Source organism: Mesorhizobium helmanticense (assembly GCF_003034915.1).
Lineage (GTDB): Bacteria > Pseudomonadota > Alphaproteobacteria > Rhizobiales > Rhizobiaceae > Mesorhizobium > Mesorhizobium helmanticense.
Map to the genome: position 1 here is coordinate 1 of NZ_PZJX01000064.1, position 15,868 is coordinate 15,868.

The following is a 15,868-nucleotide window of genomic DNA, read 5'->3' on the forward strand; positions in this document are numbered from 1 at the left end:
CTTCAACTCCCACCGTCTGAAGGTTCCACAGTGCATTGTGAAGTATCGGTGTGCCGTTGACTTCGACGAGGGGCTTGGGACACAGATCGGTCAGCGGACGCAGGCGGGAGCCGAAGCCGGCAGCGAGAATGACGGCTTTCCTGGGAGCAGCGGGAGGCATCTCATTCACCTCTTTCGTTTTGTTGCGGTGTCATTTCCAGGCGTTGAGGAATTCGACGAGCCGGGCCAGGCCGGTCGCGAGTTTTTCAGGTGGAATTCCATAGGACAGGCGCAGGCCGGCGGGGTCACCGAACGCGGTGCCCGACACCGCTGCGACGCCAGCTTCGGCAAGCAGAGCCGTCACGATATCGTCGGCTGTCGTTGAGGTGCCGTCTTCCGATCCCGGTCGCAGCAGACGGGAAAGGTCGAGATAGAAATAGAAGCCGCCTTGCGCCCTGGCGACCGGGACACGCGTCAACGAAGCAAGCACGTCAAGACCCACCCGTCTGGCGCTTGTCAGGCGTGAACGCAGCTTGCCTTCATAGTACGATCCATCCCTTTGCAAATGGGCGAGCACCGCGTGCTGGGCAATTACGTTTGGATTCGAAGTGGTGTGCGATTGCAGGACCTTGACGGCATTGATCACCTCTTTTGGACCCGCCAGATAACCGATGCGCCAGCCGGTCAATGCCAGCGATTTGCTGAAGGAGTTGACGATCAGCGCGCGTGCTCGAATTTCGGGAGCGACCGAGACGATCGGATGGTGGGTATGATCCCCATGCACGAAGTCGCCATAGCACTCGTCGAAAATGATCCACAGGTTGCAGCTGACCGCCAATTGAGCGATGGCCATCATGGTCTCAACATCGTAAACCGCACCGGCCGGATTGCTGGGCGTGTTGATGACGATCGCCCGCGTGCGCTCAGTGACCGCGTCCTTGATGTGCTCGGGGCGCGGGACGTAACCATTGGATTTGGTGTCGATGAAGACTGGTGTGCCGCCGGCGATTAGCACCTGGGCTGGAATCGTTGTCCAGTAAGGCGCCGGGATGATGACCTCGTCGCCCGGGTTTAGCAGCACCATTGCGGCATTGAACAAGGCCTGCTTCGCTCCGGACGTCACGGCAACTTCCTCGGCTTTCCAGATCTGTCCGGTATCGAGGGAGATCTTCCGCGCCAGTGCCTCGCGCAGCTCCACCATGCCAAGCGTATCGGTATAGCGATTGACGCCCTTATTGATGGCATCGATCGCGCCGTCGCGAATCGTGGGAGCAAGCTCGCTCCAGATCTCGCCGGCGGTGAGATCGATGATCTCCTTGCCAGCATCGGCCGCCGCTTTTGCGGCAGCGCGCGCCGCGGCGGTACCCGATGTGCCAAACAGGTTTGTCCGATGCGCAAGCATGTGCGCTCCCGTTTTCGTTTTGCTTTTCAAAAGACGGGCTGGGCCTGCTACCGGACGCCGGTCGCCGTCTGCGGCAGATATTTCTCTTCCGCCGCTGAGAGTTCCTGGTAATTGAGCAGATCGAAGAGTTCGTCGAGCGTCGCCACCTCGTCCTCGATACCGGCGGTACTTTCTTCGCGGAGGATGCGGTCGCAGACCTGGCGCATGGCCGAGATCGCCGCGCGCATGTTATGGTTCGCCCATATGACCGTGGAGATTCCGGCCGCCCGATACGCGGAGACCGGTGTGCGGTAATATTTCGTAGGCACGATCACGACCGGAAGGTGGTTCTGCCAGGCGCGCGTGAAGGCGAAAATCTGCTCAGCGTTGGACTTGCGGGAATGAATCAGAATAGCATCGGCGCCGGCCTCAGCGTAGGCTTGTGCTCGCGCCAGCGCCTCATCCTCTCCGCGGCCGGCGATGAGCGCCTCGATCCGGGCGACCAGAACGAACTCCGCATCCGGCACTTGGTCCTTCACCGCCTTAAGCCGGCCGCAGAACTCGGGAATATCGGCCAACGGGTGCCGATCACCGATGAACGAGTTCATTTTCGGGAACGCCGTGTCCTCGAGACATATGCCGCTCGCGCCATGTTGGCGCAGCTTGCGGGCGACCAAACGGGCATTGTTGAAGTTCCCGAACCCGCTGTCCCCGTCGACGAGGACTGGAATGTCCACCGTGTCGGAAATTCGCTCAACGACATCGACGAGTTGGGACCAGGAAGCTTCGTTCGCATCTCGATATCCGAGACTGGATGAAATCGAGAGGCCGGACGCCCAGAGCGCCTTGAAGCCAGCGCGTTCGGCAATCGCCGCCGAAAGGCCGTCATGAGCCTCCATTGCGAAGGCGAGTTCACTGGACGCGATCATTCGGCGCAAGCTCTCTCGCGTCTGCGCACCAGACTGCCTCTCCACCATGCGGTCTCACCTCCACCAACGCTATCCAGCCGACAAGCCTGTCATCGCTGCCGCACGAAGTACTTTCAGTGACGCACGCTCTGCCCGCCGATTGGCGATCCGCCACTGTCGTGCACCCATACAGAATCAATGAAGCAAGGCGCGTGCCGAATTGGCGAACCACCTGCGCCGCACCAGTTCTCCATACCGGCGGGCCAGGTCCCCTCTCGACCAGTGTCGGGCTTCCGACATCCTCGTCCAACTTCGGACACAAGAAGGGTCGCGGGAGTGGCTATTCGTCTACGCCATGGCGGCCGTTCCGAGGCTGCCGATCAACGGTCTCAAGCGAGATGGCCAGGGAGCGGAAGACCGGCGGTCCGTGCAGGCAAGGACGGACGACGTTGGTCTTCGATCCCGGCAATCGCCAGTCGGCTTGATTATTTATCCATGCCTCATGGACGAAGTGTCGAGCATCGGCATGCGAGATTTCAACACCCCCAGGGGCCCGCCCCAAGCTTCAAGCCTTGACCTAACCAAGCGACTTGTTGATCGCTGGAATGATCTTGTCTCCCCAGAGCTCAATCTGGCGTAGCATCGTCTTTTGGTCGAAATCTCCCAATTGGGTCTGAATTGCGATCTGGTCCGGCTTCAGGATACTTATCTCTTCCAGCAGGCGATCGATGACGCGACTTACGCTGCCGATCGGCAGGTTCTGGCGCATGGTCTCGAACGACAGATCCTGCTGCGTCGGTGTTTCCTGCAGCAGATAGCCGTCCCGGCTCTGCTGGCGGCGCTGATGAAGTGCTTCAGATAGCCGGCGCTGGAAGCGGGCGTTGTCGAGATAGCTGTCGAACTCCGCCTGATCGTCGCTGGCATAGCAGCAGCGCAGAAGCCCTATCTTGGCGGCAGTGACATCCTTACCCCGCGAGGCCGCTGCTGCCTCGATGGTCTCACGCAGCGTTCTCAAGTTTTCCAAGCCGTTGTGGAACGCCGTGACGAAAAGATTGTGGCCCTCACGATAGGCCCGGCACATGCTTCGCGCGGACCCGCAGGCGATCCAGATCGGTGGGGCTGGCCTTTGGATGGTGCGCAGCGAAATCGCCGTTAAAGGTATTTTCTCATACTGGCCATTGTGCTCGAAGACCTTCTGGTTAAGGCCCTTGAGAAGGATATCCAGGTATTCCGCAAACACGGCCGGCGCCTGATCGACATCGACGCCGAAGCGCTCGAACTCGAACTGCTGGTATCCCGAGCCGACGCCGAGTTCGAGGCGGCCGTTCGAAACGATATCGGCAAAGCCGATCTCGGAGAGCAGGCGCTGCGGTTGATATAGCGGCAGCACACACACACCGGTGCCAAGGCGAATGGTGCTCGTAAGGCCAGCACAGTGCGCCACCATCATCAAGGGCGAGGGAACCAGGCTGTAATTGTTGAAGTGGTGCTCGGCGAACCAAGCGGTGTTGAAGCCAGCCTGCTCCGAAGCGATTGTCTGTTCTATGGAATTACCGATGACGCTGTCGCACGATTGATGATAGCCTCGCTGGGCCGCCAAGATGAACGTCGCGAATTCCATGGCGTGTCCCTCGTTTACACAAAGTGGCCAATCAAGCCTTCGACTTGTGCCGATTGCGGTGGGCCGCGGTATCGATCCGGCCTGGCGGCGACGTAGTCGACGATCTTGCGCAAAGCCGCTTATCGTTCGGCGGCCGCAGGCAAGCGCCAAAACCTGGCTAGTGATTCGACCCTGATGACGAGTTTTCCGTCACCGATGAAGACGATCACTTGGCAAGCCGTGCTTGGCACGTGCCATGCAGCCGCAGTCTCAATCCTCGAACCTCGTCGGCTTCGACGAACCGCAACCCGTCGCCGGCGAACATTCGGTTGGATTTTCTTGATCGGTTGGCTGGGCGTTTCGCGCGTCAGCCAACGAGGTCAAGCCGCCGTCCACGTAGAGGGTCGAGCCGTTTACGTATGAGGCATCAGGCGAGGCCAGAAAGAACACTGCCTCGGCGACGTCTTCGGGCTCTCCCATCCGCCCCATCGGGATGCGCCGTTTGATCGCTACGGAATCGATGCAGCCGGACTCGATCAGCTGAGCAATGTCAGGCGTACGGATATAGCCAAGAGCGACGGTGGCCGTTCGGATGCCGACCGACCCGAGTTCGGCCGCCATGCACCGGGTCAGAATGTTCATACCCGCCCTGGACGCCCCATAGGCATGGCGCGGCACGAAGGGCAGGAAACTATTGATCGATCCAAGATTGAGGATTACGCCGCCGGCGTCCATCGACTTGATCGCCTCGCGCGCGCAGGTGAAGGTGCCGGTGAGATTGACGTCCAGTACCCGCTCGATCTGTCGCGGGATTTCGATCCCTCGCACAAACGTATCGGCAATAGCAGCACAGTTGACGAGGATCTCGATGCGACCGAAGCGCCCCCGTATCTCCTCGAACAGGGCCACCACCTCGCTCTCGACCGCCAAGTCGACGGATTTCGCCACGTGCCTGCCGCCCAGCAAACCAGCGAGTTCTGCCGCCCCAGCACCGTCTTTATCAGCAATCACGACTGTGTCGGAGTTCGCTGCGAAGCGGCGAACGACGGCGGCGCCTATACCGTTCGCGCCGCCCGTCACGACCACTGTGCGCGCGCCGGTTCGATCGGCCGGCCGGAAGAGTTCGGCTCGAGGCGTCTCGTCGACCGGCGGGTGCGCGTCGCCCGGCTGGTTGAACGACATCCAACCGCCGTCGACCGTCAGCACCGATCCAGTGATGTAGCCCGTCTGTGGACTGGCCAAAAAACGCACGGCCCGAGCGATCTCGTCGGGGCGCGCCATTCGCCCCATGGGCACGCGGCGGCGCACGACCGCGAGGTCCATCTTGCCCGCGCGTTCCAGTTCCGCCACCATCGGCGTGCGCACGTATCCTGGCGCTACCGCCGTTACGCGGATGCCGCGCGAAGCCCACTCGCATGCAAGCGACCTCGTGAGAGCGATCAGGCCCGCCTTCGAGCTGGCATAGGCGTTGCGCTTGGGATCGCCGAGCACGCCCGCCAGCGAAGCGATGTTGACAATGGCAGCGCCGGGCTGCATGCGCCTCGCCGCTTCGCCGGCCATGATGAAAGGCCCGATCAGATTTGTTGCCAGCACGCGTCGGAAGGCCTCGAAACCGGTGTCGACAGTCGCAGCCATGGCCGGTCCTATCGCCGCGTTGTTGACGAGAACATCGATTTTCGCAAACGTCGCTTCGACGCGGCCGAAAAGCGCGATAATGTCCTCTTCTCGTGAGACATCGCATTCGAGGCCCCGATGCGGATGGCCGAGACCGCCGGCCAGTTCAAGAACGCCGCTGCCAGGAAGGTCCACCGCAACGACGATGTCTCCATCGGCGGCAACGATCTCGACCAGCGCACGGCCGATTCCGCCTGCCGCTCCCGTTATGATGACGACCCGTCCTGCCTGCTTCATATGAACCTTTCCGCAGCCAGCGTCAGCGATCTCGACGCGAGCCAGCCGGTCGCGGCATTGCAAGACGTCCTGGTGACCGCAAGTTTCCATACCGGGCAGACGTGTTGCGTTCCGGTACCGCTCCCGCAACGCGGCTCCGCAATTGGGAGCCTTGGAAAGCATTGTGGTGACATGCATGGCATTTTCATTTTGATGACGAGCTGCGGCGCTTCCTGAGCGCGTAAACCGGGTCATTGGGATGCGCTGCTCCGATCGGTTGCCGTAACCCGAACCGTTCTGCCTCGGGGACCGCTGGTGGGGTCTGCTCTTCGATCCAATCGTAAACGACGGTCCGTTCGGCAATGCGCCACGCCCCTTCCCTCTTCTGAAACAGGTCGCAGTAACGGCCGCAGAGAAGCACCTGGCGTGCTTCTCCGTCGTCGTCTGGTCCGCATTGCAGCGCGGTGAAATAGCTTTCAACCACGGCCTCCGCCGGATCGATGAATTCGATCAATACGTTCGTGATCTGGTGGATTAAGCGCGGTCCGGTCTTGAAGAGACCAAACGCAAACTCAAAAAAGCCCTCGGCTGAGCCGCAATAGGCACCGTGATTGTCATGCGCATCGGGCCAATACGCACTGCGCAGCGCAGCCTCATCCGCGCGGTCTATGCCGCGGCAGTACCGATAAAGGCAGTCGCGGATCGCCTCGCGGTCGCGCAGTTCGGTGATTTTTGCCTGGCTCATCGCTCTGTCGCAAATTCTGAGATTGGAAGAGGCGCTTCGTGCCTCTAGGTGCGTGTAAGGACGAACCGATCGGCAACTGAAGAAGCCAGAACGGAGACGAACTTCACGCGTCGCGTGCGTGTCATTGAAGTCTCGATGCCGGAGAGGAGATAGGCAGGGAAGCGGACATCTTGCCTTGCGGTTTGGGGCCACGTCTCGTCGATTCCACCTAAGCTTCCCCAGCTCTTGGTTGCGTGTCGGCTGGTTCGAACCGCGCGGCCGATGTGCTATCGACTTCCAGCGCACGTTCGGGGCAGGATCGCGCGCCTTGTGACGCAGGCAGTTGCTCCCCCTCCTCAACCTGAATGTCACCGGGCAGGATGTAGCCCTCGTCATCAAGCTTGAAGATGTCCGGCGCTTGCGCCCAGCATCGTGCGTGACCCTGGCATTTGGCTTTGTGGACGACGATGTGCATGGCGCTCCTCCATTGTCTGTGCCGTGGCTTAAGGCTGCTTGGTCAGGACCAGTCGACGATCAGATTTTCGATCCCAAACACATGGCCGCCACAGGTGATGGGCGCTGTACCTTCCTTGATCCGGAAGGCCGGGAGGCGCGCCAACCATTCCTCCAGGCCAATAACAATGTCTCGCCGGGCAAGGTGTGAGCCAAGGCAGCGGTGGGGACCATAGCCAAAGGCGGCGTGGCGGTTGTCCTCGCGCATGAGATCGATCGTGTCGGGACATTCGAATTCCGTCGGATCGCGATTTGCAATCATCGTGGCGCAGGAAACATAGTCCCCCTTACGGATCGGGGCGCCTTCGAAGTCGATATCTTTCCTTGCCACCCTGATAATCTGCACGGTCGGATAGGCACGCAGCAACTCTTCGGCTGCGAGCACGATTCGGTTCGGTTCGCTCCGCAGCAGTTCCTGTTCTTCGGGATGACGCGCGAGAAAGGCCAGGTCAAAGCCAATCGCTGCAGCGACCGTGTCGAGTCCCGCGACGAACACGAGCACGCCGATGCCACGGACTTCCTCGTCGGTCAGCCGTCGGCCCTCGACCTGTGCCTGCACGATGAAGGTCATGAAATCATCGACCGGTTCCTCGCGGCGCATGGCTGCGAGCTCATCGATGAACGCCAGGATCGTGCGGGCCGCCGCCGGTCTTTTGACATCGTCGCCGTGGAGCAGGTCTTTCGCCCAGCCGACAAATGTATGGAGTCGGTGATCGGGTAGCCCAAGAAGGCGAAGGAAGATGCTGACCGCAAAAGGAAAGGCAAAATCCTTCATGACGTCGCAGCTCGTGCCCGATGCGGCGATGCTGTCGATCAGGGCTATCGCTCGCTCACGGACAGCCGGTTCGAGTGCCATCACCCGCTTGGGCGAGAGCAGCGGATTGAGTAGCGAGCGAAAAACGCCATGGGCCGGTGGATCGAGTTCAAGCGGGATCATCGGCCAGTTCTCGCCAAGCGCGGAGGCGAAGATGCTTCGATGGCTGGAGAAGGTATCAGCGTCTTGCAGCACCCTGCGCTGGTCTGTGGCGCGAGTGATGACCCAGGTACCTCGGCCATCGCGCGTGTTAAAGGGGGAATAAAAGATCGGTGGCCCGGCATGAACGCAAGCAGTGGCGGCCTGCGGGTCCCCGTCGGGCGTCGGCAGCATGCCAGGCGACGTGAACAGGCTGAAGTCCCCCACCATTTCGGGCGGGACATGATCCGGAACCTGGTTGAGCGTCATTGGATTTTTTCTGCCGTCTAACAACTAACCAGGCCGCGCGGCATTGCATCTTGGCCATCCGGCAACTTGTAACCCTCTTGGCCAGACCGCTGCCTGCCCGCCAAAGAGCCGACGAGCGAAATCGTCGGAGACGCGGCGTTTTCCAGCTTCGAACGGCGAGCCGGAATGAAGCTCTTGCTCCAAAGCGGTTCGGGGTCGGTCATCTCTTCAAGGATTTCCGCAGCGCGGCACGCGAAAGGCCGGTTGGCCGTCGACGTGCTCGCCGGTCTCCTCGAGCGCCGGCGAGAGGACACGAGCAAGCACATTCTGGTCGAACCGTACCTCCAGGTCGATCGGTGGCCATTGGTCGGTGCGGGGCGATCGTGATGGTGACGCCAGTCACGCCGGTCGATATTACATTCCACAGGCAATGCCCGTTTCGGATAGAATCTGAACTGACGCTGGCCTGACATGTTGTCTTCCTTCATTGCATTGAGCGCGATATCACTTACGAATGGACGCCGGTCGGTATCTCCTGCCGTCTCACAAGACAGCTTCAAAAGTCGTGCCAGAGCGCGGAAAGAGCCCTGCAGGAGATTTTCTACACATCATTCAACAGCTTGAACGAATGCGCAGCCGCAAGCCTGGCGGAGCAGAGCCCGTGTCCCGGACCTGACAAACCCGACAGCAAAGTCGCGGGAGCTTCAAAATGCCCCGAGAGCACAAGGCGGTTTTCCCGTCACTTCGGGACCGTGCCCGCCTCACGCAAGCGCAGTTCAGGAAGATGGGCATGGCCAGCTTGCTAATGGACGTGCTGGCTTCTTGTACCCATTGCCGATTTAGAAGCTGTCTCGCGAGCGTCGATAGGGCGAGGCGTAGGCCCTTCAGCCGTCTCAATCCTGAGAACGGAGGCCATAGGGACCTCGTCAGGTTAACCCCGATCGACTCCTGTCCCTCGTTCCGAGTTTGAGCCCCAGATTTTCGCTTCGAATACGGGCCACCTGTTCTCCGCGCCGGCGACCTGGCGACCCTCCGGTCCGACTTCCGACATTTTTGTCCAGCTTCGGACAAAGAGGGTCGCGGCTTGATACCCATAAAGGAGATCCCCTCCGCCCAGAGCCCACGATCAGGTGATTATAGGCGCGCGCGCGCTGTCGGCGAAGGCACGGTCCTGGCCGCTCAAGGCAAAGAGTGTCGCTGCAAAAAACAGTGTGAACCCCAGCCTGACAATCAAATGGCATGGCGCTTGCGTCGTACCCGGCAGAACCCATCACAAGGTGGCCAGGAGTAAGACCATTGCTGACATCGCGACGCCCCGTACAAGCGCGTACCGTTCTCGTTGCCGCCGCAAATCGAGACCTCGTTTCTTCAGACGCCCGTGCTTGCGAGCGGTTTTGCCATGGCTGATCCAAGGCCGACACAAAACGCGCGGCGCTCGGCGGAATTGCCGGCCGAGGTCGATGCCGTGTCAGTTTCAACCGAAAAAGCAGCGCACCAGTTTTCCTCCAGGAGCACATTGATGACGGTCAAAAAAAAGGTTCCTTTCGTCACCTTTCGCACGCGGGTTCGCGATGAGTCCATCGAGGGGCCAAACCCGTACCGCTGGGAAGACAAGACATCCGACGACTATTTCAGCGGCAATCGCATCATCCTGTTCTCGCTGCCCGGTGCCTTCACCCCGACCTGCTCGACCTTCCAGTTGCCCGATTTCGAAATGCTCTACGAAGAGTTCGAGAAGGAGGGAATTGACGCGATCTACTGCGTTTCCGTCAACGATGCCTTCGTCATGAACGCCTGGGGCAAGGCCCTGGGGCTGCAGAAAGTCCAGCTCATCCCAGACGGCTCGGGCGAGTTCACCCGCAAGATGGGCATGCTGGTTGCCAAGGACAATCTCGGCTTCGGCATGCGCTCCTGGCGCTACGCTGCAGTGATCAACAATGGCGTAGTGGAGCAGTGCTTCGAGGAGGACGGTTTCTGCGACAACTGCGAGGCCGACCCCTATGGCGTATCGTCGCCGCAGAACGTCCTTGAAACTCTGAGAGCCGCCAAAGCCGTGACGGCTGCATGATCTAGACGAGTCAACGTCTTGAAAATCCCCTTGCACAAGGCGAAGGGTCGCTCGGTAGGAGTTTCACGCTAACCATGGAGTCCTCAGCAAGCCTGCTTCAGCGTCAGAAGCAATCGTTGGTTTTGACGCCGCAAATGATGGAATCCATTCGCCTGTTGCAACTGGCGCATCCCGAACTGCATCAGTTCGTCGAGCAGGAAATCGAGAAGAACCCCTTTCTGGAACGGGCATCAAACCGGGCGCCGAAGGACATTCCGTCGATTTCGGCCGGGAACCCGCGCATCGGGCCGACCACGGGCGGAATATCGGATCGGGCCTCGCAGTGGAAATCAATCCGCGGCAAAAACAATGTCCAACCGGGGGGAAACCATGCGTTCGAAGATACCTGGACGTCCATCGAAACATTGCACGACCATGTCGCTCGCCAGATCGCTCTCAGCGCATTCGCGCCGCTGGAGCGGCGAATAGCTGGCGAGCTTGCCGGTCATCTGGAAGACACCGGATACCTTCCGGTGAACCTTTCGGAACTGGCCCGCAGCCTGAATGTCCGGGAGGCTGTTGTGGAACGGGTTCTCGGAACCTTGCAGCAGTTCGATCCACCGGGTATTTTTGCGCGAACTCTCAGCGAATGCCTTGAGATACAATTGCGGCAGCTAGACAGGTTCGACCCGGCAATGGCAGCGCTGGTCGCCAATCTTGAAGCGGTGGCGCGACGCGATTTTCAAACATTGAAGCGCCATTGCGGTGTCGATGAAGACGACCTTCTCGACATGTTGCACGAAATCCGCGCGCTCGATCCCAAGCCTGGAAATCGATTCCAATCCGGAGGGCCTGAATCGATCATTCCCGACGTCTTGGTCCAGCCCTCTCCCGGAGGTGGGTGGCAAATCGAACTCAATCCAGACACGCTGCCCAGGCTGCTGATGAACCAAAACTATTTTGCCCAGGTCTCCCGCCTAAGCGCCCAAAATTCGAAAGACCAGTCATTTCTCAACGAATGCCTCCAAAACGCGAACTGGCTAATCCGCAGCCTTGATCAGCGCGCCAAGACGATCCTCAAGGTAGCGGCTGAAATCATCCGCCAGCAGGACGCCTTTTTTGAACATGGGGTCGCCCACCTGCGGCCTCTCAATCTCAGGACTGTCGCGGATGCGATCAACGTGCACCAGTCGACGGTAAGCCGGGTAACGTCGAACAAGTACATGCTGACCCCGCGCGGCGTGTTCGAACTGAAGTATTTTTTCACTGTCGCGATCGGCTCCTCCGAAGGCGGCGAGGCGTACTCCGCCGAAGCTGTCCGCCATCAAATCAAGGCGATGGTTGCCGTGGAATTGCCCGACGAAGTGCTTTCCGACGACGACATCGCCACCCGGCTCAAGGAAACCGGGATCGACATTGCTCGCCGCACCGTTGCGAAATATCGTGAGGCGCTGAACATCCCGTCCTCCGCGCGACGTCGCCGGGAAAAGCGCGTGCGGCTTCGATGCCAATCAAGCCCGGGCGGCGGCGGCGACGAAAGCGGCTCTTAATCCAAAGCGAACCCGTTCTTGATCCGTGCCAAGTGGCTTTCGCCTTCCTCCGGGCCAAAACAGCTTTCGAAATCGCGGCATTCCTGACAACTGGGCGCGGTGCATAGCGAAAAGCCTTCAGCCTCGCAGAGCTTACGATAAAAATACTTCTTCCATTTCATGTTTTTGGTGTTGCCGGCCGCCAGCGCCGGGAAATGCCTGGCGATCAAGCGGCTGAGCTCGGCCCGATTGAAAAGGCCAAGGTCCTGCCACAGATGGTCATTGCGCAAACTGCGCCTGGCGATGATCTTGGCGAAGAGGATGCTCGCCGGATCGCCTGGCCTGGCATGCCCAATGAGCAGGTCGCGCAGAAGCCCTTCCTCCATATCCGGCTCGGGATCGGTCAGCTTTTCCAGCGCGAAGGCGTTGACGGGCACAGCCGGGAAATAGCGTGTCATGACATCTCGCAGGTCGGCACGCGAAAGGCCGGTTGCTTCGGTCGCGGTCGCCTTGCCGGCCTCGACCTCCTCGAACGCGAGGTAGAAAACACAGGCAAGCACATGCCGGTCGAACGCCGCCGCCTGGTCTGTCGGCGGCCATTGGCTGGTGCTGAAACAGCCACGGTGATGGGCGAATGTGGCGCCGTTCTGCTGGTCTTGTCCCCGGCTCATGCAGCAAGCTTGTCGGCCGCAAGGTGGGTCTGGCAGTTCTTCGGGCAGACGCGGCCGCAGGCGCCGCAGCCGATGCAGCGGCCGGCATGGTCGACGATCATGACCATGCGGTTGAGATCGCCATCGAAGTCGTCGTCCTCGCCCGCGCAGATGCCGAGGATTTCGCCTGCGTCATCGACGCCATGAAGGTGCATGACCTCGCGCGAGCAGACCTTGAAGCAGCGGCCGCAGCCGATACAGGTCGTGCCATTGATCGCCGTCAGATAGTGCGGCGTCCAGGGAGAGCCGTCGCGGGTGACAAAAGCGCCGGTCATTGTGAATTCTCCAACGCCGCGAGCTCTTCCTTTGCTGCATTCAATTCGGCAAATATCTTGAAGGCTTTCCTGGCGACCGCCTTGATCTTGGTCCAGTTGACCGGCAGGTCCTCGGCAAGGTCGTGCAATTCCATCTTGGCGGCTCCCGCGCGCGACTGCAGCTTGCGGACCTTCTTCTGCAACAGCTCAAGGTCTGACATGATCCCCCTCCTCGCAAGCCGGTTTTCTTACGCCCGCGCCATGTCGGGACGCGCTTCGATGGCCGCGACCGCATCGCCGGCGTGCCGGCCTCGGCGGGTTTCCGGAACGTCTCGAAGCCGAACCGGTGATGCCGATGGTAGGCGAGACGCTACAGCCAGCTTATGCAATCCCGCGCGGCGAGACGCAGGTCCGTATCCTGCACCTTCGAGTTCGGCATAAGAGCGGTTGGGCGCAGACGAGAATCAAGTTCTTGTTCCCGAAGTCGCCACGGGCGGTGAGCGCATATTGTGAGGGTGTCGATTTGGCGACGCCCTATGCCAGAGAACGCGTATCTGGCGCGGACCCGGCGCGTTGTTTTCCTTCGCTCCATTGATCGCATCAACGAGGATCTAGATGATCGCGCGGCGGCTGCCGCCTCAGAAGCAAGCCTCAAGCGCCGTGCCGGGAACGCAGGACGAAGCTCATAAAAAATTGTTTGCATCCCATTCATTGGTTTGCTCGAGGGCGCGGCAGGAAGACAGGCCGGCACCAGGCGTATCGTGGATTGGACAAGCCCGACGACAGGTTGCGGCCGCCTTTTCAGGAACGGCCCGACAGGATTGCTGGGGAGGCGAGCTGAATTCACGCCGCGTTCAACCGTGTTGCACATTGGTCTCATCGCACCCCTTTGTCAGTTCCAAGGCCTGCCGCTCGAACAGGCGGCGGTAGATGCCGTCGCGACGGATCAGCGCGGCATGGTCGCCCTGCTCGGTGATGCAACCACGGTCGAAGACAAGCAGCCGGTCGAGTTCGCGCACCGTCGAGAGCCGGTGCGCAATGACGAGCGTGGTGCGCCCGACCATGAGCCGCTCCACCGCCTTCTGGATCAGCATCTCCGATTCCGAATCGAGGCTCGATGTCGCCTCGTCCAGAATCAGGATCGGGGCATCGGCGAGGAAGGCGCGCGCTATCGCCACACGCTGGCGCTCGCCGCCTGAAAGCTTCACGCCGCGTTCGCCGACCAGCGTACCGTAGCCGTTCGGCAGGCGCGCAATGAAGTCATGCGCGCTGGCGAGCCGCGCCGCCTGCTCAATGTCGGACCGAGAAGCACCCGGCCGCCCATAGGCTATGTTCTCGGCCAGCGAGCGGTGGAACAGGAGGGGCTCCTGCTGTACGATCGCGATCTGCGAGCGCAGCGAGGCCTGCGTCACCAGCGAGATGTCCTGCCCATCGATCAAGATTCGTCCAGCATCCAGGTCATAAAGCCGCTGGATGAGCTTGACGAAGGTGGTCTTGCCGGAGCCAGAGGGGCCGACCAGACCGACCCGTGCGCCGGCCTCAATCGAAATCGACAAGTCGCTGTAGAATGGCGACCAATGATTGCCGTAGTGGAAATGGACGCTCTCAAAATCAATGTGACCCTTCGTGATCCGGATCGGCTTAGCGCCCGGAACATCGGCCACGTCGGGCGGCTGGCTGTAGGTTTTGACCAGTTCCTCCATCTCATTTACAGAGCGCTGGATGGTGCGCACGTGTATGGAAACATCACGCAAGTAGCCATACAGGACGGTGAAAGACGCGAGCACCAAGGCGATGTCACCCGGGGTCGCCTGGCCGCGCGACCACATAAATAAGGCATAGCCGATCAAAGCCGCTCTCATCGCAAGAAGCAGGATTCCCTGGAATGCAGCACTGATCGTCCCGCGCACCCAGGTCCGGCGGGTGCGGTGCAGCCACTTGGAGATGACTTTCGCGAGGCGATAATCTTCCCGCACCTCGGCGCCGAAGCCTTTGACTATCGCGTTACAGCTGATCGCGTCCGCAAGCGAGCCGCCAAGCCTCGTATCCCAGTTGTTGGCAAGGTTCGCCGCTGGCGCCACATAGCCGAGCGACAGGATAATGATCAGCGCCACATAGCCGAGCGAGCCGCAGGCGATGATCAGCCCCATCATCGGCCAATACCAGCCGAGCAGAACGCTCGACCCTACGAGCATAATGAGCGAGGGGAACAACGCGAGAAGAATCGTGTCGTTGAAGAAGTAGAGCGCCCACATGCCGCGCGTGACCTTGCGCACCGTCGAGCCGGCGAAGGTTTTCGCATGCCAATCGGTCGAAAAGCGCTGGACGCGATGGAACGCGTCACTGGCGATGTCGGACATCATCTTCAGAATGAAGTCATTGATGGCAATGAAGGCGATGTTGCGCATGACGACGGCACCGAGTGTGAGCGCAATCAACATTGAAAAGGCCGCAAGAGCCGCATCCCACACGACGGCGTCGGCTGCCGCTCCTTGGGCGACCGCGTCTACGAGCCGTCCGGAATAGAGCGGCGTCAGAACGTCAAGGAGCGTTGCGACAAGCACCGCGATCATAATGATCGCGAGCCGGACCGGCTGCCTGCTCCAGTGGCGTATGTTGAAGGCGAAAACGTCGCGAAAGGCGGCGCCGCGCAGATCGATGTGAAAACGCCGCGTGGCTTTGTACGAGCGCAGCAGGCCGCTCGGTCTCAAGAAACCCGAAATGGAAGGTCTGCGTGAGGACGAAAACATCGCTCGGAATGCGGGTGGCTGATCTGGAGCTGACATGTTGCTTTCTTTCCTTCGTTCCATCGATCGCGATGTCACCCGCGAGATGAATATCGGCCGCAGGCACGCGCTGCCCTACGAGGAGAGAACCGCAAAAACCGCGCCAAAGGCTCAGAAAGAAGCTCAGAAGAATTTTCTGCATATTCTACAATGACAAACGAGATCTCAGCAGGGCAACGGGGGCGTAACAGTGCCGTGTCGCGCACTCGACAAACCCGACAGGACGCCTCGGTCGCGCGGGCGTCCTTGGCGAACGGCCCGACAGGATTGCTCCTCACGCGAGGCGGAATCTACGCCCGCCCGATTCAACGGCGTTCCGCGTTGAACAATTCCCGCCGATGTCGGA

General features: G+C 60.4%; 15 protein-coding genes. 3 read left to right on the top strand and 12 right to left on the bottom strand.

Annotated elements, in window-relative coordinates:
- From C9427_RS30985 to C9427_RS31020, 8 genes are all read right to left on the bottom strand, one after another.
- Positions 1–160: sugar phosphate nucleotidyltransferase (locus C9427_RS30985; protein WP_167434555.1), on the bottom strand; the 160-nt coding region annotated here is incomplete at its 3' end.
- 30 nt (positions 161–190) lie between these two features.
- Complete coding sequence (locus C9427_RS30990) at positions 191–1,381, bottom strand: aminotransferase class I/II-fold pyridoxal phosphate-dependent enzyme (protein WP_107652825.1); 1,191 nt, start codon at positions 1,379–1,381, stop codon at positions 191–193.
- Positions 1,382–1,428: 47 nt separating this feature from the next.
- The gene (aepX, locus tag C9427_RS30995; RefSeq protein WP_107652826.1) at positions 1,429–2,337 is read right to left on the bottom strand and encodes a phosphoenolpyruvate mutase; all 909 of its coding nucleotides are present in this window, start codon (positions 2,335–2,337) and stop codon (positions 1,429–1,431) included.
- 508 nt (positions 2,338–2,845) lie between these two features.
- Complete coding sequence (locus C9427_RS31000) at positions 2,846–3,889, bottom strand: LLM class flavin-dependent oxidoreductase (RefSeq protein WP_107652827.1); 1,044 nt, start codon at positions 3,887–3,889, stop codon at positions 2,846–2,848.
- Between the two features lie 249 nt (positions 3,890–4,138).
- Positions 4,139–5,779, bottom strand: a complete 1,641-nt coding sequence (locus C9427_RS31005; protein WP_107652869.1) for an SDR family oxidoreductase — start codon at positions 5,777–5,779, stop codon at positions 4,139–4,141.
- A gap of 184 nt (positions 5,780–5,963) precedes the next feature.
- Positions 5,964–6,503, bottom strand: coding sequence for a nuclear transport factor 2 family protein (locus tag C9427_RS31010; RefSeq protein ID WP_107652828.1), 540 nt, complete (start codon positions 6,501–6,503; stop codon positions 5,964–5,966).
- 208 nt (positions 6,504–6,711) lie between these two features.
- Positions 6,712–6,957 carry a ferredoxin gene (locus C9427_RS31015; protein ID WP_107652829.1) on the bottom strand — a complete coding sequence of 82 codons (246 nt, stop codon included), beginning with the start codon at positions 6,955–6,957 and terminating at the stop codon, positions 6,712–6,714.
- Positions 6,958–6,999: 42 nt separating this feature from the next.
- The gene (locus C9427_RS31020) at positions 7,000–8,217 is read right to left on the bottom strand and encodes a cytochrome P450 (protein ID WP_107652830.1); all 1,218 of its coding nucleotides are present in this window, start codon (positions 8,215–8,217) and stop codon (positions 7,000–7,002) included.
- Positions 8,218–9,715: 1,498 nt separating this feature from the next.
- Between C9427_RS31020 and C9427_RS31030 the strand changes: the two genes are divergently transcribed.
- A complete protein-coding gene (locus C9427_RS31030) occupies positions 9,716–10,264 on the top strand; it encodes a peroxiredoxin (RefSeq protein WP_107652870.1) in 549 nt (182 codons plus the stop codon).
- A 74-nt stretch (positions 10,265–10,338) separates the two neighbouring features.
- Positions 10,339–11,793 carry an RNA polymerase factor sigma-54 gene (gene rpoN, locus C9427_RS31035; RefSeq protein ID WP_107652832.1) on the top strand — a complete coding sequence of 485 codons (1,455 nt, stop codon included), beginning with the start codon at positions 10,339–10,341 and terminating at the stop codon, positions 11,791–11,793.
- Here the strand turns inward: rpoN and C9427_RS31040 are convergent.
- The 4 genes from C9427_RS31040 to C9427_RS31055 form a co-directional block, all read right to left on the bottom strand.
- Positions 11,790–12,443, bottom strand: a complete 654-nt coding sequence (locus C9427_RS31040) for a nitrogen fixation protein NifQ (RefSeq protein ID WP_107652833.1) — start codon at positions 12,441–12,443, stop codon at positions 11,790–11,792. The two genes, rpoN and C9427_RS31040, sit on opposite strands and share 4 nt — an antisense overlap.
- The gene (fdxB, locus tag C9427_RS31045; RefSeq protein WP_107652834.1) at positions 12,440–12,757 is read right to left on the bottom strand and encodes a ferredoxin III, nif-specific; all 318 of its coding nucleotides are present in this window, start codon (positions 12,755–12,757) and stop codon (positions 12,440–12,442) included. The genes C9427_RS31040 and fdxB overlap by 4 nt, the downstream gene beginning before the upstream one ends.
- Positions 12,754–12,957: a CCE_0567 family metalloprotein gene (locus C9427_RS31050; RefSeq protein WP_107652835.1), complete on the bottom strand. Its 204-nt coding sequence runs from the start codon at positions 12,955–12,957 to the stop codon at positions 12,754–12,756. Before C9427_RS31050 ends, fdxB begins: the two co-directional genes overlap by 4 nt.
- 633 nt (positions 12,958–13,590) lie before the next feature.
- Positions 13,591–15,486, bottom strand: a complete 1,896-nt coding sequence (locus tag C9427_RS31055; protein WP_245437239.1) for an ABC transporter ATP-binding protein — start codon at positions 15,484–15,486, stop codon at positions 13,591–13,593.
- Between the two features lie 34 nt (positions 15,487–15,520).
- Between C9427_RS31055 and C9427_RS34285 the strand changes: the two genes are divergently transcribed.
- Positions 15,521–15,676: a hypothetical protein gene (locus tag C9427_RS34285; RefSeq protein ID WP_167434556.1), complete on the top strand. Its 156-nt coding sequence runs from the start codon at positions 15,521–15,523 to the stop codon at positions 15,674–15,676.
- Positions 15,677–15,868 lie beyond the last annotated feature (192 nt).